The 21,966-nt window shown below is 37.9% G+C and carries 19 protein-coding genes and 1 other RNA gene; 11 read left to right on the top strand and 9 right to left on the bottom strand.

What is annotated here, in order from left to right; genetic code table 11:
• Positions 1-16: 16 nt before the first annotated feature.
• From PMI_RS10010 to zapA, 6 genes are all read right to left on the bottom strand, one after another.
• Positions 17-2,140, bottom strand: a complete 2,124-nt coding sequence (locus PMI_RS10010) for a type I secretion system permease/ATPase (RefSeq protein ID WP_012368222.1) — start codon at positions 2,138-2,140, stop codon at positions 17-19.
• A 13-nt stretch (positions 2,141-2,153) separates the two neighbouring features.
• Entirely contained in the window at positions 2,154-3,518 is a 1,365-nt protein-coding gene (locus PMI_RS10005; RefSeq protein ID WP_012368221.1) for an HlyD family type I secretion periplasmic adaptor subunit, read from the bottom strand.
• A gap of 2 nt (positions 3,519-3,520) precedes the next feature.
• Positions 3,521-5,593, bottom strand: a complete 2,073-nt coding sequence (locus PMI_RS10000; protein WP_012368220.1) for a peptidase domain-containing ABC transporter — start codon at positions 5,591-5,593, stop codon at positions 3,521-3,523.
• Between the two features lie 89 nt (positions 5,594-5,682).
• Positions 5,683-6,300, bottom strand: coding sequence for a 5-formyltetrahydrofolate cyclo-ligase (locus PMI_RS09995; protein WP_012368219.1), 618 nt, complete (start codon positions 6,298-6,300; stop codon positions 5,683-5,685).
• A gap of 170 nt (positions 6,301-6,470) precedes the next feature.
• Positions 6,471-6,655: non-coding RNA, 6S RNA (gene ssrS / locus PMI_RS19040), on the bottom strand.
• A gap of 110 nt (positions 6,656-6,765) precedes the next feature.
• Complete coding sequence (gene zapA / locus PMI_RS09990; protein ID WP_004244048.1) at positions 6,766-7,095, bottom strand: cell division protein ZapA; 330 nt, start codon at positions 7,093-7,095, stop codon at positions 6,766-6,768.
• 176 nt (positions 7,096-7,271) lie between these two features.
• On the opposite strand from zapA, the gene PMI_RS09985 reads away from it, so the two are divergent.
• The 7 genes from PMI_RS09985 (at position 7,272) to gcvP (ending at position 16,589) form a co-directional block, all read left to right on the top strand.
• On the top strand, positions 7,272-7,856 hold the full coding sequence (locus tag PMI_RS09985) for a YecA/YgfB family protein (RefSeq protein WP_004248530.1): 585 nt from the start codon (positions 7,272-7,274) through the stop codon (positions 7,854-7,856).
• 53 nt (positions 7,857-7,909) lie between these two features.
• Positions 7,910-9,220, top strand: coding sequence for a Xaa-Pro aminopeptidase (gene pepP, locus PMI_RS09980; RefSeq protein ID WP_004244046.1), 1,311 nt, complete (start codon positions 7,910-7,912; stop codon positions 9,218-9,220).
• A gap of 13 nt (positions 9,221-9,233) precedes the next feature.
• Positions 9,234-10,406, top strand: coding sequence for a 2-octaprenyl-6-methoxyphenyl hydroxylase (gene ubiH, locus PMI_RS09975; protein ID WP_004250387.1), 1,173 nt, complete (start codon positions 9,234-9,236; stop codon positions 10,404-10,406).
• 29 nt (positions 10,407-10,435) lie between these two features.
• On the top strand, positions 10,436-11,671 hold the full coding sequence (gene ubiI, locus PMI_RS09970) for an FAD-dependent 2-octaprenylphenol hydroxylase (RefSeq protein WP_004248529.1): 1,236 nt from the start codon (positions 10,436-10,438) through the stop codon (positions 11,669-11,671).
• Between the two features lie 413 nt (positions 11,672-12,084).
• Entirely contained in the window at positions 12,085-13,179 is a 1,095-nt protein-coding gene (gcvT, locus tag PMI_RS09965; RefSeq protein WP_012368218.1) for a glycine cleavage system aminomethyltransferase GcvT, read from the top strand.
• A gap of 32 nt (positions 13,180-13,211) precedes the next feature.
• Positions 13,212-13,604 (top strand): glycine cleavage system protein GcvH, encoded by a 393-nt coding sequence (gene gcvH, locus PMI_RS09960; RefSeq protein WP_004248528.1) that lies wholly within the window; start codon positions 13,212-13,214, stop codon positions 13,602-13,604.
• A 108-nt stretch (positions 13,605-13,712) separates the two neighbouring features.
• Complete coding sequence (gcvP, locus tag PMI_RS09955; protein WP_004248527.1) at positions 13,713-16,589, top strand: aminomethyl-transferring glycine dehydrogenase; 2,877 nt, start codon at positions 13,713-13,715, stop codon at positions 16,587-16,589.
• Between the two features lie 97 nt (positions 16,590-16,686).
• Here gcvP and PMI_RS09950 read toward each other — a convergent pair whose 3' ends face one another.
• Positions 16,687-17,289 carry an HD domain-containing protein gene (locus tag PMI_RS09950; protein ID WP_004248526.1) on the bottom strand — a complete coding sequence of 201 codons (603 nt, stop codon included), beginning with the start codon at positions 17,287-17,289 and terminating at the stop codon, positions 16,687-16,689.
• A 26-nt stretch (positions 17,290-17,315) separates the two neighbouring features.
• Positions 17,316-18,302: a tRNA-modifying protein YgfZ gene (gene ygfZ / locus PMI_RS09945; protein ID WP_004248524.1), complete on the bottom strand. Its 987-nt coding sequence runs from the start codon at positions 18,300-18,302 to the stop codon at positions 17,316-17,318.
• 260 nt (positions 18,303-18,562) lie between these two features.
• On the opposite strand from ygfZ, the gene sdhE reads away from it, so the two are divergent.
• Together sdhE and PMI_RS09930 are read left to right on the top strand one after the other, a co-directional pair.
• Positions 18,563-18,838, top strand: coding sequence for an FAD assembly factor SdhE (gene sdhE / locus PMI_RS09940; protein ID WP_026090407.1), 276 nt, complete (start codon positions 18,563-18,565; stop codon positions 18,836-18,838).
• 307 nt (positions 18,839-19,145) lie between these two features.
• Positions 19,146-19,553: a protein YgfX gene (locus PMI_RS09930; protein ID WP_004244035.1), complete on the top strand. Its 408-nt coding sequence runs from the start codon at positions 19,146-19,148 to the stop codon at positions 19,551-19,553.
• A gap of 100 nt (positions 19,554-19,653) precedes the next feature.
• Here PMI_RS09930 and fldB read toward each other — a convergent pair whose 3' ends face one another.
• Complete coding sequence (gene fldB / locus PMI_RS09925; RefSeq protein ID WP_004244033.1) at positions 19,654-20,172, bottom strand: flavodoxin FldB; 519 nt, start codon at positions 20,170-20,172, stop codon at positions 19,654-19,656.
• Between the two features lie 107 nt (positions 20,173-20,279).
• Between fldB and xerD the strand changes: the two genes are divergently transcribed.
• Both xerD and dsbC read left to right on the top strand, forming a co-directional pair.
• A complete protein-coding gene (xerD, locus tag PMI_RS09920) occupies positions 20,280-21,221 on the top strand; it encodes a site-specific tyrosine recombinase XerD (RefSeq protein WP_004244032.1) in 942 nt (313 codons plus the stop codon).
• A 33-nt stretch (positions 21,222-21,254) separates the two neighbouring features.
• On the top strand, positions 21,255-21,962 hold the full coding sequence (dsbC, locus tag PMI_RS09915; protein WP_004244030.1) for a bifunctional protein-disulfide isomerase/oxidoreductase DsbC: 708 nt from the start codon (positions 21,255-21,257) through the stop codon (positions 21,960-21,962).
• Positions 21,963-21,966 lie beyond the last annotated feature (4 nt).

The raw sequence follows: 21,966 nt of genomic DNA, 5'->3' as shown, positions 1-21,966 counted from the left end.
CATTACTTATCACGGTTTATTGCTGTGTCTGTTGTTGCCACAATTGCTGATAAAGTGTTTTCTTATTTAATAAATCGCTATGTGTACCTTCTTCTAATATACGACCTTTATCAATAACATAAATATAATCTGAAATAGAAATAGCATTAAGTCGATGAGCAATACAAATTACCGTTCTATTTTTACAAATAGCCGGAAGATTGGCTAAAATTTCTGCTTCTGAGGTATAATCTAACGCCGATGTTGCCTCATCTAAAATAAGAATTCGTGGATCAGGTAAAAGTGCTCTTGCTAGCGCAATACGCTGACGCTGCCCTCCTGACAAATTACTACCTCTTTCACCCACTTGTGTATTAAATCCCTCAGGGAGTTGAGTAATAAAATGAAAAGCGCCGGCTAATTTACTCGCTTCAATAATATCTTCTTCACTACAATCGGGTTTTGATAACCGAATATTTTCCATAATAGTGCCACTAAATAAAAAATTATCTTGTAAAACAACACTAATTGATTGGCGTAAAGTAAGGGGATTGGCAATGGCGAGATCCATACCATCAATATAAATCTGGCCTTGTTGAGGAGTATAAAAACGTTGAATTAAACGTGTGATAGTACTTTTTCCTGAACCAGAGGGGCCTGTAATACCAATAAATTTGCCCGCGGGGATCGAAAAAGAGAGTTGCTCAATCACATCTGGAGTATTGGCTGTATAACGAAAGCGTACATGAGAAAATACTATACTTCCTGCAATATTAGGTACAGTAGCAAGTCCTTGATGCTGATGCTCTGTGGGAGTATTAACAATCTCGCCAATACGACGTATAGAGATGCCTGTTTGTTGAACATCTTGCCAAAGTTGGGCTAAACGTAAAATAGGTTGTGTAATATGGGTGGCAAACATATTAAAAGCCACTAATTCGCCCACACTTAATTGCGCTTTCATAATCAGATTAACACCATGCCACAAGATAATTGCCATAGTAATTTTATGAATAGCCCCAATTAATTGCTGAGCAAGTAACGCTTTTTTGGCCGCTGAAAAACGCTTAAGGATATAATTAGTGAGTTTATATTGCCACTTTTCAATAAATTGATGTTCTGTTGCTGTTATTTTTATGGTTTCTATACCATTAATAGCTTCTGTTAATAAGCTCGTATTATCAGCATTTGCTTGATACTCTTGTTCAACCCAATAACGGATCATGGGGCCAAGTATCAGCCAAAATAAAAAGTAAACGACTAATGCTGCTATGGTTATCCAAGTTAATAATACGGAATAAGCAAACATTACTGAAAGAAATACGATAATAAAAATAAAATCCAGTACCATCATCAACGCAGAGCCAGTAATAAACTGGCGAATATGAGCAAGCTCTTGAATACGAGCAATAATTTGCCCAGATTGACGTTGATTAAAAAACTGACTGGGTAGCCGAATAAGGTGTTGATAAATTTTCCCTGAGAATTCGGCACCTAGGGTACAAGAAACAAAAGCATAAAGTTTATCTCGTAATAAAAGATAGATAGGCTCTATAATGGCAATCAGCACAAGGAGTACCCCTAAAACTTGCAAATTAGAGAGGCTTCTCCCCGTTAATACTTTATCAATAATTTTTTCAAAAATAATTGGATTAACTAAAGCAAATAATTGAATAAAACAAGATAAAATAAAAATTAAATATAATGATTTTTTTTGTTTTAATAGTGATGGAATACACCACATTAAGCTAAACTTGCTCTGTTTAGGGGTAAATATCTTATTAATAATTAGCAGTGTGGTATAAGTGATTTTTTTATCAATATGATAATGACTCTCTGTGTTAGTGCTTGGGTCAATAATAATTAATTTATCACTTGTTCTATTTTTTAGAATATACCAATAACCATTAATTTCGATAAGTGTATCAATAATTATTTTATCTTTATACTCACTTTCACTATTAAAAAATGAAAATTCGCATTTTAAATTGAGTTGTTGAGCGGCTTCTATGATATTTAATTCAGAGAGATTGTCGTCATTACCTAAAAAATGAATAAGCTGCTCTTTTTTTAATGTTCCTTTATTCTTTTTTGAAAAATAAATAAGCCCATCAATAATTGAAGGATGAAGAGATGGCGTATTTTTAGTTATATAGTTCATAGATATCTCGCTATTATTTTTCTCTTAATGCTTCATGTTGATAAACTTCTATTGGACTGAGTAAATAATCAATCACTCGACGTTTTTCAATTTTTATATCGGCAACTAAAGACATACCTGTAGCCAGTTTATATTGTGCTTCATCTTCACCCATCACTTGCTTATCAAGTTCAATCAGGACGGGATAAACTAAGCCTAATTGTTCATGTTGTATGGAATCTTTTGCTATATTGACAATGGTGCCTTCAATGGTGCCATAACGGGTATAAGGAAAAGCATCAATTTTAATCACCGCTTTTTGACCCGGATAGATAAAACCAATATCTTTATTGAGAATATTCACCTCAGCAACATTATGCTGAGTATCGGGCACTATCACCATCACCGCTTGTGAAGGTTGCAATACGGCTCCTAGGGTATGAACGGCGAGTTGTTGTACTGTACCTGTAACAGGAGAACGAACAATTTTTAATTGTTGACGTTTCTGAACATGATAAAGATTTTGTTGATAAATAAAAACTCCGCTTTCATATTGTTTAAATTTGTCATGCCACTCTAGGTGTTTTTGTTTTTCTAATCTATCGCGATTTTTTATATATTGTTGCTCTTGACTGGATAAAATAACCAGTTCTGATGATTTTCTTTTAATGATTTGATTAATTTCTAATAACTCCTTTTTATTTTCTAAAAACTCCATGGTACTAATAATTTTTTTATCATAGAGTTTTTTCTTTATATTAAAGCGTTTTTCAATATTGTTTTTTAATTCATTTAATGAATTGATTTCTTGGTGAGTAAGAAGCTTGTTTTTATTGTTGGTTTCTATTTCAGAATTAATATGATTAATACTAGCATCAAATTCATCCTTTTCTTTTTGATAACTTAATAGAACCGCTTCTTTTTTTTCTTTATTTAGTAAATTAAAATCATCAATTGTATCAGGTCGGGTGTTTTGACCTAATGCTTGATAACGAATTTTTAGTAATAATAGATTTTCTATCTTATTTTTTAGATTATTAATCTCCTCATCAACACCTAAAATATCAAGTGTTAATAACGCTTCTCCTTTGGTAACTTGTTGGCCATTTTTTACATGAATGGCGCTTAAGCGACTATGTTCATAAATTTGAATTTGTTGCGAATAACCTGAAACCACTAATTTTCCTATAGCTGAAGAAAGCACATCTAATTTACCTATATATGCCCAGAGTAAAAATATAATCACACTTAATGAAATTATTATTGCAATAATACGACTATAAGGTGTCGGCGGTTTCTCAAGTACGGCGATATGATTAGGGTAAAAATCATAGTTTTTAGGCTCTTTTTTAGTTTTAAAGTAGTGAGCAATCATTTGTTTTATTTTTGATTTCATCATTGTTATCCTTGTTGATGTTGCCAAAGTTTCTTATAAGCGCCATCTTTTCTAATCAATTCATTATGTTTGCCTTCTTCGATTATCTGGCCTTTTTCTAATACAATAATGCGGTCACAGTTTTTTATTGTGGAAAGGCGATGAGCAATCATAATGACGGTCTTATCTTGGGTAATAAGGGGAAGATTTTTTTCGATGATGGCTTGAGACTCACCATCCAATGCGCTGGTAGCTTCATCAAAAATTAAAATTTTAGGAGATGAGAGTAAGGCTCTGGCAATTGCAATACGTTGGCATTGTCCCCCAGATAAAGATCTGCCATTTTCAGCAATGAGTGTGTCGTACCCTAAAGGAAGTTTTAAAATAAACTCATGAGCACCTGCTAATTTAGCTACATGAATAACATCATCTAATGAGGCTGATGGTTGCGTTAAACGGATATTGTCGAGCACGGTTAAATGAAATAAAAAATTCTCTTGTAAGACAAACCCTATTTGTTGACGTAATACTGCGGGGGGAATTTCACAAACCGGAATGTCATCAAGCTTAACCTGACCTAATTGTGGGATATAAAGCCCTGCGATGATGCGTGCTAATGTACTTTTCCCTGATCCAGACGTCCCAACGATACCAATAGTTTCATATTCATTTATTCTAAATGAAATTTGCCTTACAACAGGGGGGGCATCATGTTGATAACTAAAACTGACATTCTCAAAACTCACTTCACCTTGTAAGGTCATTTTCTTATTGGCTTTTTCTTGCTCTATTGGGAGATTAAGAATGTCTTGTAAATTATAAATAGCCGTTTTGGCTCGGATATACTTTCCCCAAACTTCTATTGCAGAACTTAAAGGTTGTAGACAGTGGTTTAATAGCATATTAAAAGCAATGAGTTGACCTATTGTCATTGCAAGTGAAATGACTTCAAAAGCACCTAGACATAAAAGTATCGCTGTCGTTATTTTTTGTAAAAATGAAACAATGTATTGCGATAAGTTATCAATATTTTGTAATTTTAAATTTTCATTAGTCAGTTGATGAATTTGCGTATGCCACTGTTGTGTAAAACGTGGTTCTAATGAAAGGCTTTTTATTGTTTCTATACCTCCTAGCGTTTCTGTTAAAAAAGCACTATTTGTTGCTGAATATTGATAAAGCTGTTGTACGGTTTTTTCTATTTTAGGGGCAATTAATTTAGCTAAGATAAAATAGAGTGGGATGGTGGCAAGAAAGATTAATGTTAACTTTAATGACAAATAAGCCATAACAAATAGGAAAATAAAGATAAATGAGAAATCAACCAATAACATTAATAAGGTTTTTGTTATAAACTCTCGAATGATATCAAGCTCTTTTACTCGTGTAACAATAATACCTGTTTGGCGAGATTTAAAATAACTGATAGGAAGTTTGAATAAATGGTTAGTTAATTTCAAACTTAGCAACATATCAATTTTATTTGCTGTATGATGATAAATATACTCTCTTATCCCCTTTAATACAGATTCTGAAACGGCGACAAAAATAAGACCTATTATTAACACATCAAGCGTGGATAGGGCTTGATGGATAATTACCTTATCCATAATTATTTGCGTAATAATCGGCGAGGCAAGTGCTAGCAGTTGAAGAATTAACGAGTAAAATAATACACTTTGAAATAATATACGATATTTCATAAAGGTTGGGACAAACCAAGTGATATCAAAAAAATGCTTTTCTGCAAAGTCCAGATAGTAATAGTGATTTATACTGTTATTTATTAATCTCTCTTTATTCCATGTCTCCATATTGTCAGTTTGTAGATTATAAATTAGAAATTCATTATTGTTATATTTTAAAAGAATAAATATATTTTTATAACGATCTAAAAAAATTATTGGGTAGTGTAATTGTTTTTTAAAAATATAATGAATATTTTTTTTCTTTAGTTTAAAAGCATGTTTTTTTTCTAATGATGCGATAGTATCATCGTATTTATTAATGTTTGGTTTTGTATTATCTAATTGTTTTCCCGAAAGATTAAGAATGATATTGATGCTTTTTATAAATTTCGTGCTTTCTCTATTTTTCATATTAAATGCAATGTGGTTAAAAATAGAGATTTAATCTTATAAAATAAGATAATAATATAAAAAAACAAAGATAGCGTTAAAAGCTCGTCTTAATTTCTCTGTATCAGTCGTTCATCAAAACGCCATACTTTATCAGGTGTAATAATTTCAGGTAACGGTATATCCCAATCTGCGCTCGGTAACGAATGAACTTGTTGGCATGTATGAGCAAGCCCCATAGGATAAAATGACTGCCGTTGCCAGTTTTCTAATGTTCTATCATAAAAACCTCCGCCCATACCGAGTCGCTGACCGCTTTCATCGAAGGCAACCAGTGGCGTAAAGATAATATCAATATCAGATATTGGAATAATATTATTCACATTGAGTGGAGGCTCAAAAATATTAAAACGATTTTTCACTAACTGCGTGGTGGGAGCGTAACGTAAAAAAAGTAAATGATGGCGATGAAAAGGGTGTAATACAGGCAGACAAACCTGTTTATTTAAATCCCATAAATGAGTGATTAGAGGAGCGGTATCAATCTCGCCGTCAAAAGAGAGAAATAAGGCAATTGTTTTAGCTTGCTTGACTTTGGGATGATGGAGTACCCGTTCAGAGAGTTTATGTGCAGCATCTTGCTGTTGTGCCACAGTAAGTTGACGGCGTTTTTGGCGGATAGCTTTACGTATCTGATCTCTTTGCTGGAAAACAGGGGGTTGTGTCATGATTAATCCATCAGCAAGGAATTAGTATGAATAAAAATATATCACTTCTATGAATTTATTACACTTTAGAGGTAAAAAAGAGAAAAGCCAAGAAAGCTAGAGGAAAAAGAAATAAAAAAAGCTCTAAACATTAAATACTTAATCAGTACTCAGTGTTTAGAACTTGAATTGGGGTCTCCAAGATGCCGTTGTAGGCTGTAACCCTTGAACCCGTGGTCCAAGGTGAACATAGTGCTATCACCATTAGGCTGCCTGAACGAATCAGGTATGCTCACAAGTAATAGATCACCACATTCTATTTTTTTTGAAATATCGGCTCAGGGGACTTACCCACTGACGAACATCTCAGAGAAATTAGGTGGGTGCTGTTAAGCACCTTATCTATGAACTATTGTATTATTTTAATTGTAGAAAGCAACCTATTATCTGTTAATTTCGTGGTGTGCGCATGCTTTCTGAACAAATCTACTTTGATGTTGAAAAAGTGCGATCATGGTGCTTGCCTTGATCGTGTAAAGCTTGTTCAATAGATTGTTGTAGCATTTTTATTTTCTCTTCCATATTGTAGGCATAGTCTCTCGTTTTTAACTTTTCTTCTGCCAACTCATGACTCATATTTAATGCCACGATAAAAATTAAGTGCTCAGTATTGGAAACACCACTGCGTTCTTTGAGATCTTGTAATCGTTGTTCAAGTTCAGCAGCAGAAGCCAGTAAAGCATCTTTTTGTTCTGGTGGGCAATTGACACGTAATGAGCGCCCAAAAATTTGAAGATCAACGGGTTGTGCGGACATGATTCCTTCCTGACATAAAATCTGTGCTACGTGTTTAGTAGTGTATACGGTTATAAGGCAGTATTAAACGCTATTACTGCAAAAATTCCAATGTTTAACATAGCTTAACTGGTACAGTGCGTTCTATTGATGGTAGCATATCTTGAACTATTCCCCTAAATGCGACGTTTATTCTTATGTCAATACAAAACACATTACCAGATTACTCAGCAATTGATTCATTATTACAACAACATGCCGTGCCTTTAACTGCCGCAGAGATGCATGGCCTAATTACTGGGTTTATTTGTGGAGCAGTACATGACAATAGTTGGAAAACTTTGTTACATGAACTGACTAATGAGGGCTTAGCGTTCCCTAAATCGTTATCAGAACCCCTTGAATCACTTTATCACGTCACTCATGAGCAACTTGATGACAGCGTATTTAATTTTTCTATGCTGTTACCTGACGATACAGAATCTGTTTTTCCTCGAGCTGATGCCCTTGCAGGGTGGGTTAATCATTTTCTATTAGGATTAGGTGTTGCACAACCTAAGTTATCTGAGCATAAAGAGTTGACGGAAGTTATCACTGATTTGCGTAATATTGGTGCATTAGGCTATGAAGAAGATGAAAATCAACAAGAGCTTGAAGATGCACTCGAAGAAGTTACAGAATATGTCAAAGTCTCTGTTCAGCTGTGCTATATCACTTTTGTCGCCTCAAAAGAGACAACAACAGAAAATGATAAACAAGATGAACAACGGACATTACATTAATAATTGCCTTATTAATTAGATAACCAAAAGATCAATAAAGGATAGGAGTGGGTATGAATAAGCAAGAATTTTTATCCCGTCGTCAGGCATTATTAGCTCAGATGAAACCAGCAAGTGCAGCTATCTTTTTTGCTGCGCCAGAAGCACAACGCAATGCTGATAGTGAATATCCCTATCGCCAACATAGTGACTTCTTGTATCTCACCGGATTTAGTGAGCCAGAAGCTATCCTTGTGTTGATTAAAAGTGATGAAACACATAATCATAGCGTACTGTTTAATCGGGTTAGAGATTTAACCGCGGAAATCTGGTTTGGTCGTCGTCTTGGGCAAGAAGCTGCCCCTGAAAAATTAGGTGTTGATAAAGCGCTACCTTACGAAGATGTAGGTGAGCAACTTTATCAATTACTCAATGGATTGGATATTGTTTATCATGCCCAAGGTGAATATGCGTTTGCCGATGAAATCGTCTTTAATGCTCTGGATACCTTAAGAAAAGGCTCTCGCCGTAATTTAAAAGCGCCACAAACGCTTATTGATTGGCGCCCAATAGTGCACGAACTGCGGTTATTTAAATCTGATGCTGAAATTGAATTACTGCGCAAAGCCGGAAAAATTTCTGCGTTAGCCCATACTCGCGCAATGCAAAAATGTCAGCCAGGTATGTATGAGTATCAATTACAAGGGGAAATTGAACATGAGTTTATCTCTCATGGTGCGCGTTTCCCTTCCTATAACAGTATTGTCGGTAGTGGTGAGAACGGTTGTATCTTACATTATACTGAAAATGAAACTAAAATGCGTGATGGGGATTTAGTCCTTATTGATGCAGGCTGTGAATATGAAGGTTATGCGGGTGATATTACGCGAACTTTCCCTGTTAATGGTAAATTTAGCCGTCAACAACGTGAAATTTACGAGATTGTTTTAAAATCACTCAATGTATCCCTCGAATTGTATAAACCGGGTACAAGCATCAAAGAAGTCACTAAACATGTCGTGTATATCATGGTGGAAGGCTTAGTTAAGCTCGGCATTATGCACGGTGATATCGAACACCTCATTGAGACAAAAGCCTATCAGCGCTTCTTTATGCATAGCTTAAGTCACTGGTTAGGTCTTGATGTTCATGATGTTGGACACTATGGCACCGATCGTGATCGTATCTTAGAGCCGGGTATGGTGTTGACTATTGAACCAGGACTTTACATTGCGCCAGATGCGGATGTACCACAAGAGTATCGTGGTATTGGTATTCGCATTGAAGATGACATTGTTATTACTGAAACAGGTAATGAAAATTTAACGGCTATGGTTGTTAAAGATCCTGATGAAATTGAAGCTCTGATGGCAGGAAAAATTTAAGGCTAAAATCAGCATGAATGTGATTATTGTGGGTGGCGGAATGGCGGGTGCAACGTTAGCACTAGCACTTTCCGCATTAAATAAGGGGAATATTTCCATTTCGCTTATTGAAGCGCGAGAGCCAGATAATGGGCATCCCGGATTCGATGCTAGAGCGATCGCTTTAGCGCATGGCACAGCAAAGCGATTAGCACAAATCGGATTATGGTCGGTCTTAAAACCCTTTGTGACACCTATTAATCACGTTCATGTTTCTGATAGAGGCCATTGCGGTTTTGTGAACATAAATGCGCAGGACTACGATATTGACGCACTCGGTTATGTTATTGAATTACATGATGCGGGGCGTCAACTGTTTGCACAGTTGAAAAAACAACCCAATATTACGCTATATTGTCCCGCTAAAGTGGAGCATGTTCAGCGCCATCTCGATAACGTTGAAGTGACACTTGATGATGGTACGCAACTTAGCGGTGATTTACTGGTTGCCGCAGATGGTACACATTCACCCATTGGTCATCAATGTCATATTCAATGGCAGAAAACGCCTTATCATCAAGTTGCGGTGATCGCCAATGTAAAAACAGAGATTGATCCCAAAGGTTGTGCATTTGAGCGATTTACACAATTTGGTCCATTAGCAATGTTACCCATGAGTGAAGGGCGTAGTTCATTGGTGTGGTGCCATCCTATTGAGAAATTAGAACAAGTTTCACAATGGGATGAGCAAACAACCATTGCACAGTTACAACGGGATTTTGGCTGGCGTTTGGGTAAGATTGAACAAGTAGGGCAGCGTCATTGCTATCCATTAGTTCTGCAAAAAGCACAGCAAATGATCAGCCATCGTTTAGCATTGATAGGTAATGCATCTCAAACCTTGCACCCTATTGCAGGGCAAGGTTTTAATCTTGGTTTACGCGATGTAATGACATTAGCCAATACATTAACCTCGGCCATACAATCAGGTCTTGATATCGGCAGTTATCGCGTATTATCACAATATCAACAGCTTCGCGAACAGGATAGAGAAAGTACTATTACGATCACTGATGGCTTAGTGAAAGTGTTTGCGAATCGTTGTATGCCGTTAATTATCTCCCGTAATCTAGGCTTAATGACGATGGAATTAGTGCCTGCACTTCGTAACAAATTAGCACACCAAACATTAGGTTGGACAAACTGAGCATAATTGCTTTTTAGGATACTTTTATTATGAAATCATTTGATGTTGTTATTGCTGGTGGTGGAATGGTCGGGCTTGCATTAGCCTGCGGATTACATGGCTGTGGATTACGTATAGCGATAATAGAAAATCACCCAGTCACCACGCATTTCCATCCGCAAGATGATTTTGCATTACGGGTATCTGCGATTAATACTGCCAGTGAGTTATTACTCAAGAAATTGGGGGTATGGGAAAACTTAACGGCATTACGTACAGCTCCTTATCAAGGTATGGAAGTATGGGATCAAGATAGTTTTGGACGTATTGCGTTTTCAGCGCAACAAGAAGGGTTATCTCATCTTGGCACTATTATTGAAAATCATCTTATTCGTGAAGTGCTGTGGCAAAAGGTCACCAGTCATAGTGATATTACCTGTTATTCCCCTGCTCAAATTGAACGCATTGTGTGGGGAGAAAATGAAGCCTTTATCAGCTTAAATGACGGTGAAATGTTAACCGCTAGGCTGGTTGTTGGCGCCGATGGTGCGAATTCTTGGTTGCGTAAAAATGCTGATATTCCACTGACTTTTTGGGATTATGAACATCACGCTTTAGTCGCAACCATACGCACAGAACAACCCCATGATAATGTGGCGCGCCAAGTGTTTCATGGTGAGGGGATTTTAGCCTTTTTACCTCTTGCAGATCCTCATACTTGTTCTATTGTGTGGTCGCTACCTAGCTCATTGGCTGAAGATTATAAGAGTGCAGATAAAACGCGATTTGAACGTACGCTAGGTGTTACTTTTGATATGTGCTTAGGCCAGTGTGAATTAGTCAGTGAACGTATGACAATTCCATTAACGGGTCGCTATGCACGTCAATTTGCCGCTCCACGGTTAGCGTTATTAGGTGATGCAGCACATACCATCCACCCTTTAGCTGGACAAGGGGTTAACCTTGGCTTTATGGATGTTGCTGAATTAATTGGTGAAATCCGTCGTTTAAAAGCAGAAGGTAAAGATTTTGGTGAGTATCTCTATTTAAGACGTTTTGAGCGCCGCCGTAAACATGCCGCTGCGGTCATGTTAGCGACTATGCAAGGGTTCCGCGAATTATTTGAAGGTAATAACCCTATTAAAAAGTGGGTGCGTGATATCGGTCTTTCGTTAGCAGATAGTTTACCAGGAGTAAAACCAAAGTTACTTGAACAGGCGATGGGACTTTCTGATTTACCAGAATGGCTAAAGCATAAAAATTCTGTTTCAGCTGAAAAAATCTAATTCAACCGCCATTTCACATTACTTTTCTTTATAACAGACTGGAAAAATAACACTAAAAATAGCTATTTTTTCAGTCTATTCTTTGTATTGCTCCCTTTTTTTAGTCATTATTCACTAAAAATGAGGGCTGATACGCATAATTACAATCATTCATTCTGCATACTTATTTCTCTACATTATGATTGGTAGAGGTAATACCCTATTTTAACTTATGGTTTATTTTTTCTCTTAGTGATAAGTTCAAAGTAAAGGTATCGTTTGCGTTGTACGTTAATTGCTCATATTTGTTAAAATAATGTTTAAAAATAAACTTAAGCTTGTAATTAACACGCTGATTTTTAATCAAGTTTAATTTTATATTTAACAAATTGCGTTCTCTGGATCATCTAAACTAAAAATAGAAAGAGGGAAGAATGGCAAAACAGACTCCGTTATATGATGAGCACGTCGCCTGTGGTGCTCGTATGGTTGATTTTCATGGTTGGATGATGCCACTGCATTATGGCTCTCAAATTGATGAACACCATAATGTGCGTCAAGATGCAGGTATGTTTGATGTATCTCACATGACGATTGTTGATTTACATGGCCCGCAAGTTAAAGACTTTCTACGTTATCTATTAGCGAATGATGTCGCTAAACTCACCGAAAAAGGCAAAGCACTTTATACTGGTATGCTAAATGCGTCCGGTGGTGTGATTGACGATCTGATTGTTTACTACTTTGATGAGACTTTCTATCGTCTGGTGGTTAACTCCGCAACCCGCGAAAAAGATTTAGCGTGGATCACTGAGCATGCCAAAGATTATGTCGTCGATATTCAAGTACGTGATGATTTAGCATTAATTGCAGTACAAGGCCCTCACGCACAAGAAAAAGTACAGCGTTTATTAAGTGAATCGCATCGCCAAATAGTGGCAGCGATGAAGCCTTTCTATGGCGTACAACTTGATGATCTCTTCGTCGCGACGACAGGTTATACCGGTGAAGCAGGTTATGAAATCGCCATGCCAAAAGAGCAAGCCGTTGATTATTGGAAAAAATTATTAGCAGTGGGGGTTAAGCCCGCGGGGTTAGGTGCTCGAGATACTTTACGTTTAGAAGCGGGTATGGATCTTTATGGTCAAGAGATGGATGAAACTATTAATCCTCTTGAGGCTAATATGGGATGGACGATTGCCTGGTTACCCGAAGATCGTCAATTTATTGGTAGAGAAGCATTAGAAAAATTACGCGCAACAGGCACAGATAAACTGGTTGGTCTGGTGATGCGAGAAAAAGGGGTGTTACGTGCAGGTAGTGCCGTGCACTTTACCGATGATTTAGGTGAATTAAGAGAAGGCGTTATTACTAGTGGCACATTTTCACCGACATTGGGCTTTAGTATTGCATTAGCCAGAGTACCCGCAGGTATTAAAGATAGCGCAATTGTTTTATTGCGTAATCGTGAAATACCGGTAGAGGTGGTAAAACCTGGTTTTGTTCGTTCAGGTAAAGCATTGGTATAAAGCATTATTATTTTAAATGGAGAGTACGGTCAATGAGTCAAATACCTAGTGAATTAAAATATGCGCAATCTCATGAGTGGATCCGTTCTGAAGGCAATGGCGAATACACTATCGGCATCACTGAACATGCTCAAGAGTTGTTAGGTGATATGGTGTTTGTTGATCTTCCTGATGTAGGCAGTGAAGTTGATCTTGGGGATGATTGTGCTGTGGCTGAATCAGTAAAAGCTGCATCAGATATTTATGCCCCATTATCTGGCGAAATTATTGCAGTAAATGAGGAGTTGGATGGTTCACCAGAGCTGGTTAATAGTGATCCTTATGGGGATGGATGGTTATTTCGCATAAAAGCAAAAGATGAAAGCGAATTAAACGATCTCCTTGATGCGGCTGGCTACCAAGAGTTAGTTGAAAACGAAGAGTAAAAATAAACGCCTCGTCATTAAAAAGTCGGGGCGTTTTTATTTATCAGCCTATTTTCAAATCAGTAAAAACAGCTTATCCATTTATTGTGAATTCAGGAATTACCCGCAATGACACAAACTTTAACTCAATTAGAATATCGTGATGAATTTATTCGTCGCCATATTGGCTCATCGCCAGAACAGATTAAAGAGATGCTTGATGTTGTTGGCATCTCCTCATTAAATGAATTAACACAAAAGATTGTTCCCGATAATATCCAATTAGCAACGCCGCCTAATGTCGGAGGGGGGGCTACTGAACAAGAGGCATTAGCAGAACTAAAAGCGATAGCCCGTAAAAATAAACGTTTTACCTCTTATATCGGTATGGGATATGCGCCTTCTGTATTGCCTCCTGTTATTTTACGTAATTTGCTAGAAAATCCAGGTTGGTATACCGCTTATACTCCTTATCAGCCAGAAGTTTCTCAAGGGCGTCTTGAATCATTACTTAACTTTCAACAAGTAACCATTGATTATACCGGCATGGATTTAGCCTCTGCTTCGCTATTAGATGAAGCTACTGCTGCCGCTGAAGCTATGGCAATGGCAAAACGTGTTAGTAAACTAAAAAATGCGGAGCGTTTTTTTGTCGCTGATGATATTCATCCCCAAACACTAGACGTAGTAAAAACCCGAGCTAACACCTTTGGTTTTGAAGTGATTGTCGATAAAGCTGAAAAAGTGTTAGAGCTAGAAGGTGTCTTTGGAGTGCTATTACAGCAAGTCGGCACAACCGGTGAAATTCATGATTATAGTCAGCTCATTAGTGAACTAAAAACGCGAAAAATTATTACCAGTGTAGCGGCTGATCTAATGGCACTGGTGTTATTAACGGCTCCAGGGCAGCAAGGAGCGGATATTGTATTAGGCTCAGCCCAACGCTTTGGGGTGCCAATGGGATATGGTGGTCCACATGCTGCTTTCTTTGCCTGTCGAGATGAATATAAACGAGCCATGCCAGGACGTATTATCGGTGTCTCGCGTGATGCTGCAGGTAACAGAGCGTTACGTATGGCAATGCAAACTCGTGAACAGCATATTCGCCGTGAAAAAGCTAACTCGAATATTTGTACTTCACAGGTATTACTGGCCAATATTGCTGCCATGTATGCGGTATATCATGGGCCTGAAGGTCTAAAAAATATTGCTCAGCGTATTCATCGCTTAACGGATATTTTAGCCGCGGGTTTAATTCAAAATGGCATGACATTACGCCATCAGACATGGTTTGATACTTTAACCGTTGAAACAGCGGATAAAGCGGGTGTATTACAACGTGCTAAAGATGCTGAAATTAATTTACGAACCGATATTGTTGGCGCAGTAGGTGTCACTTTAAGTGAAGTGACGACTCGCGAAGATGTTGTCAGATTGATTGAGATTATCAGTGGTAAAGCTTTCTCTGATGACATTGATACATTAGATGCATTGGTAGCCTCTTCATCGACCTCAATTCCAACGGCAATGTTGCGTAAAGATGCGGTGTTAACCCATGAAAACTTCCATCTTTATCACAGTGAAACTGAAATGATGCGCTATATGCATCGTTTAGAAAATAAAGATTTAGCGCTTAACCAAGCAATGATCCCGTTAGGCTCATGTACTATGAAGCTTAATGCTGCGGCTGAAATGCTGCCGATCACATGGCCTGAATTTACCGAAATGCACCCATTCTGCCCACCTTATCAAGCGCAAGGCTACCAGATAATGATTGAGCAGCTATCTAATTGGTTGGCTGCCATAACGGGTTATGATGCGATGTGTATGCAACCTAACTCAGGGGCGCAAGGGGAGTATGCTGGCTTGTTAGCTATTCGTCGTTACCATCAAAGCCGAGGAGAAGGAAATCGCCATATCTGTTTAATTCCAAGCTCAGCCCATGGTACAAATCCTGCTTCAGCCCATATGGCGGGTATGACGGTGGTTGTCGTGGGATGTGATGAAAATGGTAATATCGACATTGCAGACTTAAAAGCGAAAGCAGAGAAGCACCAAGCTGAGCTTTCTTGTGTGATGGTGACTTATCCTTCAACCCACGGTGTTTATGAAGAGGGTATACGTGAAGTTTGTGAGATCATTCATCAATATGGCGGACAGGTTTATCTTGATGGCGCCAATATGAATGCGCAAGTGGGGATCACGACGCCAGGCTTTATCGGCTCTGATGTATCACACTTAAACTTACATAAAACTTTCTGTATCCCCCATGGCGGTGGTGGCCCAGGTATGGGACCTATTGGCGTAAAAGCACATTTAGCGCCATTTGTACCTGGACATAGTGTCGTGGAAATGGACGGTGTTACGACCCAAGGTGCCGTGTCAGCAGCACAGTTTGGTAGTGCCTCAATATTACCTATTAGCTGGATGTACATCCGTATGATGGGCTCAGAAGGGCTTAAACAAGCGAGCCAAGTAGCGATTTTAAATGCTAACTATATTGCTCAACGCTTAAAAGATGACTATGACATCCTCTATTCTGGGGCGGAAGGTTATGTTGCCCATGAATGTATTATTGATATTCGTCCACTCAAAGCTAACTATGGTATCAGTGAAATGGATGTGGCGAAGCGTCTAATTGATTACGGCTTCCATGCGCCAACCATGTCATTCCCTGTTGCGGGGACATTAATGATTGAGCCAACAGAATCTGAAAGCAAAGTTGAAATTGACCGCTTTATTGATGCGTTACTCTCGATTCGTGCTGAAATTGCACAAGTCGATGACGGGGTATGGCCGATTGATGATAATCCGCTAGTGAATGCACCACATACACAGTATGAATTAGTGCAAGAATGGTCACATAGCTATAGCCGTGAATGTGCGGTATTCCCAAGTGAAGCAACGAAACGCAATAAATATTGGCCGGCAGTAAAACGCCTTGATGATGTTTATGGTGATCGTCATTTGCATTGTTCTTGTGCGCCAATAAGTGATTATGAATAAAGGTTAATTTAGCGCTATTACTAAATAAAATACCGAGGGTAAATTCAAAATCTACCTTCGGTATTTTTTTGGTCATCATCAAATGAACAGCAAAAAATTATTTTAACCAGCCTTTTTTCTGTGCCTCTAGTAATTGAGGATAGAGGTATTGCCAAAATTCTGGCCACTGTTTTTCGATAAATAGATTTCGTGCAATCACTTGTTCTAAACGGATATTATTTTCAACCCAGCTTTGCCCTTCGTTATGTAGATTCATTAACATTGGCATTGCGCGATCTAAAATATTGGCAAATTGTGACTCAGGGGTTTGTGCTGCATCATATTCAAGCCAGAGATTAAGAAAATATTCACTTTGTGGTGCAGGTAACAACGAAAAAATACGTCTGGCTGCTTTTTGCTCTTGCTCTTTAATCGCTTCACGAGCGGCAACATCATAAACCATCACATCACCAGCATCGATTTCGACAATATCATGCACTAAAGCTAGCTGGATCGCTCTACCTATATCAATATCACCGGCATAAGGTTGAAAACTCATTGCTGCAACAGCAAAGTGCCAACTATGCTCAGCGGTATTTTCAGCACGGCTATTGTCTAATACATTATTTTTGCGGTAAACGCGTTTGAGTTTATCGAGTTCAATAATAAAATTGATGGTATCTGAAAAGGGGCCAAAAGCCCCATTAGTTTGTTGTGTCATAAAAATCCGTTCATATGGAAGTGCTATCACTCATCTTCTAAAGAGTAAGGCAAAGGTTTAATCGTTAAGCGGCTGGTGGTATCACCTTGGACACGAAATACGCTGTCAGCATCCATATCATTATTCATCACCACTTCGGCGATAATCGTGTTATCGGCCATACGAACCGCACTTAATACCGTGCCTGTTTTGCGCCATTTATCTTCACCTAATTGCCACTCAACGCTACCGCCAATGTCGGGCAATTGTGCTGCGCCACCTGATAACAGATACATAGCACGTTTATTTGCGCCTCTGAATTTGGCACGAGACACCATTTCTTGACCTGTATAGCAACCTTTTTTAAAGCAAATACTTAATGGTAATGCTTGTAAGTTAGTCGCTTGTGGTAAGAATTGTTCGATATTAGGGGTATCAATAATGGGATAACCCGCCTCGATATCAAGGGCTAACCACTGGTCACTATCACTGGTTTCTGCGGGCAATGTCGTGGCTAGTTTTTTGGCAGTCTCTTCATCTGTAACAATTAAAAAGCGCTCTGTAGGTAACGGGAGTTGCAGTAAGTAGCTATTTTGGTGATTAACCACTTCATTGGCTTTACGGGGGATCTCAGGGAAGAATTCCGCTAAGGCTTGTGCCGCGCCTTGCCCCGCAAGTCCTAATAACACCGCATCTGTATTTTCAGTAAAAGTCACTTTTGAAAATACGGCGTATTTTTTAAGCTCAGTAAGTTGTTTTTCAGCAACATTTTTCCGCAATATATAAGCAAATCCTGCTTGTTGATGGAAAATGCGCAATGTACTCCACATTTTCCCTTTAGCTTCACAATGAGCGGCTAAAGTGTGCTCTGTAGTCGGTAATGCGGCAATATCCGCTGTTAGTTGGCCTTGTAAGTATTTTTCACTATCAGCCCCTGTTGCAGTTATCAATGACCAATCATCTAAAGAGATCAAGGTGAGTGGTAAATTGATTGCGGCATGAGGGCGTTTTGTCTGAGTAGAATTTTGAGTCATGACATCACCCGCTATGTAGTTAATCCGATACACTGTTTATGGTAAAAGAGTCACAAGACAATGCAAGTCATTATTATTTTCAGCGCACAGAAAGAATTTTGTGCATAACAATTTATTGATGCTTCAAAGCGTTGCTATTGGACGAAAGCGACAAATTGTGATCATTTTGATGTTAAAAAGGGTGCGATAAGACTATCATCAAGGCAGGAAGAAATAGTGGTATTTCTTGAAGTGAACATATTAAAGAGCAGAATATGACTATCGATATAGAAAATAAAGCACGAATAAATTGGGCATGTCGCCGTGGAATGCGTGAACTAGATATTTCTATCATGCCTTTTTTCGAAAACGAGTACGACACACTCTCTGATGACGACAAAAGGCTCTTTGTTCGTTTACTTGAATGTGCTGATCCTGATTTATTTAATTGGTTGATGAACCACGGCCGCCCTGATGATGAAGATCTTTATTACATGGTAAAGTTAATTCAAGAGCGTAATAGAATTCGTATGGCTGAAATTGTTAATAAGTATTAGTACTAATAAAAATAGAATATAAAACCAAGTGCATTAAATAAAGCCTGAAGTACTAAGTATCACGCCCTTATTCATTAAATGAATAAGGGCGTTTTAGTAAGTAAAAAACGAAGAATAGAAAATTTTAATGAGGTAATATTAAATCTTAGTGACAATAATTTTACGTGGCATTTCAAAGAAAAAATAGAGGATCGTCATTTTATTTTTTATATTCTCCTTTTTTTACAAAAATCAGTTATGCTATTAAAAAACGACGACGATATCTTGTTGTAATAATAAGATATTAAAGCAGGAGCTAATATCACTCGTGACTTTATGGAAATCACATTTAACAGTTTCTTGGTTTACACAGTTATTTTCAACTAGTGTTTACGTTATTTTTGAAATAGCATTGCTGTTATATCCTTGGCCACCTGGCTTTATTTATATCTGGGTTCCTTTGTTACTTTTACTTATATTAGGTTGGTATTTTAGCCAAAAAAATATCAATAAAAGGAAAGGGGATTTAGTGCTGCTTAATGGCAATCGTATTCAATGGAAATATCATGAATGGCAGATTGCAAAACAACCGTGGATCAGCCGATTTGGTGCAAAAATAACGTTAGATTCTATCTTAAATAATAAGCAAATCACGCTATGGGTTGCTTTTGATAGTATGCCGGAAAATGAGTGGCGAAATTTTTCACAACTGCTGATGCAATACCCAGATATTTAATTCTGGGTATGTATATAAACCGTTAGAATGCTTACTGATTGACTAAGGTTAAAAGTGTTACCTTGCGGTAGATAACCTGAAGCAATAGATTGATTGCGATTTACAAGTTTTCTTCTATTTCTCGTAAAATTTGCATACACCACTGTGATAAACGTTCATCACTTTCTTCAAATTGATTCACCTCATCTAATGCGAGCCCGACAAAATGTTTACCATCATCAGTAAGTGGTTTAGGACTGGTAAATTCATACCCTTCAATAGGCCAAAAACCGATAAATTTAACACCACTTGGCAGTAAATGGTGGTAGAGCATACCTAATGCATCTAAAAACCATTCACCATAATCAATTTGATCACCCATTCCATACATAGCAACGAGTTTATCTTTGAGATCTAATGTTGGTAGCGTTTCCCAAATTGCGAGCCAATCTTCTTGGATCTCACCAAAGTCCCAGGTTGGAATACCTAAAATAAGAATGTCATACTCTTGCATCAGAGTAATATCGCACTCTTGAACATTATGAAGATCAATAAACTCTTCACCGAGAATGTCACGAATTTTCTCTGCCGCCATTTCGGTATAACAGGTGCTGGAACCGTAAAATAGACCAATTTTCATAAAGATTTTTAGGATATTTTTGCTAATAAAGGTCACTATTGTACCAGAAAACTTTTTCTATGAGGCATAATGTACAAGTAACAACGTAAAGAAGAGAGAGCAAACCCGTGACCCAGACCAAGTTATCGACACAAACGACAACAGATAATAACCAAGAAGATAATGACGTTATCATAGAACAATTTCTCGATAGTATTTGGCTAGAGCAAGGGTTATCTGCGAATACACTCAGCGCTTATCGTTTAGATTTACAGGCGTTAAGCCAGTGGCTGGTCACACAAAAACTCAATTGGTTATCGGTGACGACGTTAGATTTACACGCTTTTCTTGCCACTCGTTTGGATGAGGGCTATAAAGCAACCAGTGCGGCACGACTGTTAAGTACCTTACGTCGGTTTTTCCAATATCTTTATCGTGAGAAATTACGCCAAGATGATCCCAGCGCTTTGCTTTCTACACCTAAATTACCCAAACGTTTACCCAAAGACCTAAGTGAACAGCAAGTAGAAAATTTACTTAGTGCTCCTTGTATTGATGAGCCAATAGAATTACGCGACAAAGCGATGCTTGAGGTTCTTTATGCCTGTGGATTACGGGTTTCTGAGCTAGTAGGATTGTCTTTATCTGATATTAGCTTACGGCAAGGGGTGTTACGTGTGATAGGTAAGGGCGATAAAGAACGATTAGTTCCTTTAGGTGAAGAAGCTATTTACTGGTTAGAACAATATCTGCAATATGGTAGACCAGCCCTTATGCAAGGGAAAACCGATGATATTGTGTTTCCAAGCTTAAGAGGCCAAAAAATGACGCGACAAACATTTTGGCATCGTATAAAACATTACGCGGTGATCGCCGGAATTGATTCAGAGAAATTATCACCCCATGTGTTGCGGCATGCCTTTGCAACACATCTATTAAATCATGGAGCAGACTTGCGTGTTGTACAGATGTTATTGGGGCACAGTGACCTCTCTACAACACAGATTTATACCCATGTTGCTACAGAGCGCTTAAAAGTGCTTCATCAGCAACATCACCCAAGGGGATAACCGCCGAATGGCTGGTGTTAAATAGGAATTCAAATGAAAAAGAAATTACTCTGGTTACCCATTTTATTCAGTATGGTGTCAATGCCAGTGTTTGCAGATAACGCTGCTATTAAAGCGCAACTGGCAAAAATGCAGATAAAAGCAGAGAGCATTCAACCGACACCGATAGTGGGTTTAAATGCAGTGCTTTCTGATAAAGGCATTTTTTATATTACTGATGATGGGAAATACCTTACAGCAGGGCCGATTTATAATATTAATGGTGAGGAGCCTGTCAGTATCGCTAATCAAGTGATCATGAAAAAAATTGATTCACTTAAAAATGAAATGATTGTTTATAAGGCTGCTAATGAAAAATATGTGATCACTGTTTTTACCGATATTAGTTGCCCTTATTGCCAAAAATTGCATCAAGAAGTACCAGAGCTAAATAAACAAGGTGTCACGGTACGTTATTTGGCTTTTCCTCGTAACGGGGTGAAAAATAATGTGGTCAGTCAACAGATGAATGCCGTATGGTGTAGCGGTTTTCCTAAAAAATCACTCGATAGTGCGTTTAAAGGTGACAAAATTATTGCGATTGATGACTGTAAAAAAATTAATATCAATGAGCATTTTAAACTTGGCACTATGATGGGCATTCAAGGTACGCCTGCGATTGTATTACCTGATGCGAGTATTTATGGCGGATATATATCGGCGACTAATCTACTTGAATTATTAAATAAAAAAGAGAAGTGATAGC

The sequence above is a fragment of the Proteus mirabilis HI4320 genome (assembly GCF_000069965.1).
In the GTDB taxonomy this organism is placed as follows: domain Bacteria; phylum Pseudomonadota; class Gammaproteobacteria; order Enterobacterales; family Enterobacteriaceae; genus Proteus; species Proteus mirabilis.
The sequence above is the reverse complement of the archived record's forward strand: the minus strand, read 5'-3'. Positions and strand labels throughout refer to the sequence as shown.

What these genes read in the sequence shown, in the direction of transcription:
- PMI_RS10010 (WP_012368222.1), bottom strand. Translation starts at nt 2,140, where the DNA reads ATGAACTATATAACTAAAAATACGCCATCTCTTCATCCTTCAATTATT.
- gcvT (WP_012368218.1), top strand. Translation starts at nt 12,085, where the DNA reads ATGGCAAAACAGACTCCGTTATATGATGAGCACGTCGCCTGTGGTGCT.
- PMI_RS10000 (WP_012368220.1), bottom strand. Translation starts at nt 5,593, where the DNA reads ATGAAAAATAGAGAAAGCACGAAATTTATAAAAAGCATCAATATCATT.
- PMI_RS10005 (WP_012368221.1), bottom strand. Translation starts at nt 3,518, where the DNA reads ATGATGAAATCAAAAATAAAACAAATGATTGCTCACTACTTTAAAACT.
- ygfZ (WP_004248524.1), bottom strand. Translation starts at nt 18,302, where the DNA reads ATGACTCAAAATTCTACTCAGACAAAACGCCCTCATGCCGCAATCAAT.
- gcvP (WP_004248527.1), top strand. Translation starts at nt 13,713, where the DNA reads ATGACACAAACTTTAACTCAATTAGAATATCGTGATGAATTTATTCGT.
- gcvH (WP_004248528.1), top strand. Translation starts at nt 13,212, where the DNA reads ATGAGTCAAATACCTAGTGAATTAAAATATGCGCAATCTCATGAGTGG.
- ubiI (WP_004248529.1), top strand. Translation starts at nt 10,436, where the DNA reads ATGAAATCATTTGATGTTGTTATTGCTGGTGGTGGAATGGTCGGGCTT.
- PMI_RS09995 (WP_012368219.1), bottom strand. Translation starts at nt 6,300, where the DNA reads ATGACACAACCCCCTGTTTTCCAGCAAAGAGATCAGATACGTAAAGCT.
- fldB (WP_004244033.1), bottom strand. Translation starts at nt 20,172, where the DNA reads ATGAAAATTGGTCTATTTTACGGTTCCAGCACCTGTTATACCGAAATG.
- zapA (WP_004244048.1), bottom strand. Translation starts at nt 7,095, where the DNA reads ATGTCCGCACAACCCGTTGATCTTCAAATTTTTGGGCGCTCATTACGT.
- ubiH (WP_004250387.1), top strand. Translation starts at nt 9,234, where the DNA reads ATGAATGTGATTATTGTGGGTGGCGGAATGGCGGGTGCAACGTTAGCA.
- PMI_RS09985 (WP_004248530.1), top strand. Translation starts at nt 7,272, where the DNA reads ATGTCAATACAAAACACATTACCAGATTACTCAGCAATTGATTCATTA.
- PMI_RS09950 (WP_004248526.1), bottom strand. Translation starts at nt 17,289, where the DNA reads ATGACACAACAAACTAATGGGGCTTTTGGCCCCTTTTCAGATACCATC.
- pepP (WP_004244046.1), top strand. Translation starts at nt 7,910, where the DNA reads ATGAATAAGCAAGAATTTTTATCCCGTCGTCAGGCATTATTAGCTCAG.
- dsbC (WP_004244030.1), top strand. Translation starts at nt 21,255, where the DNA reads ATGAAAAAGAAATTACTCTGGTTACCCATTTTATTCAGTATGGTGTCA.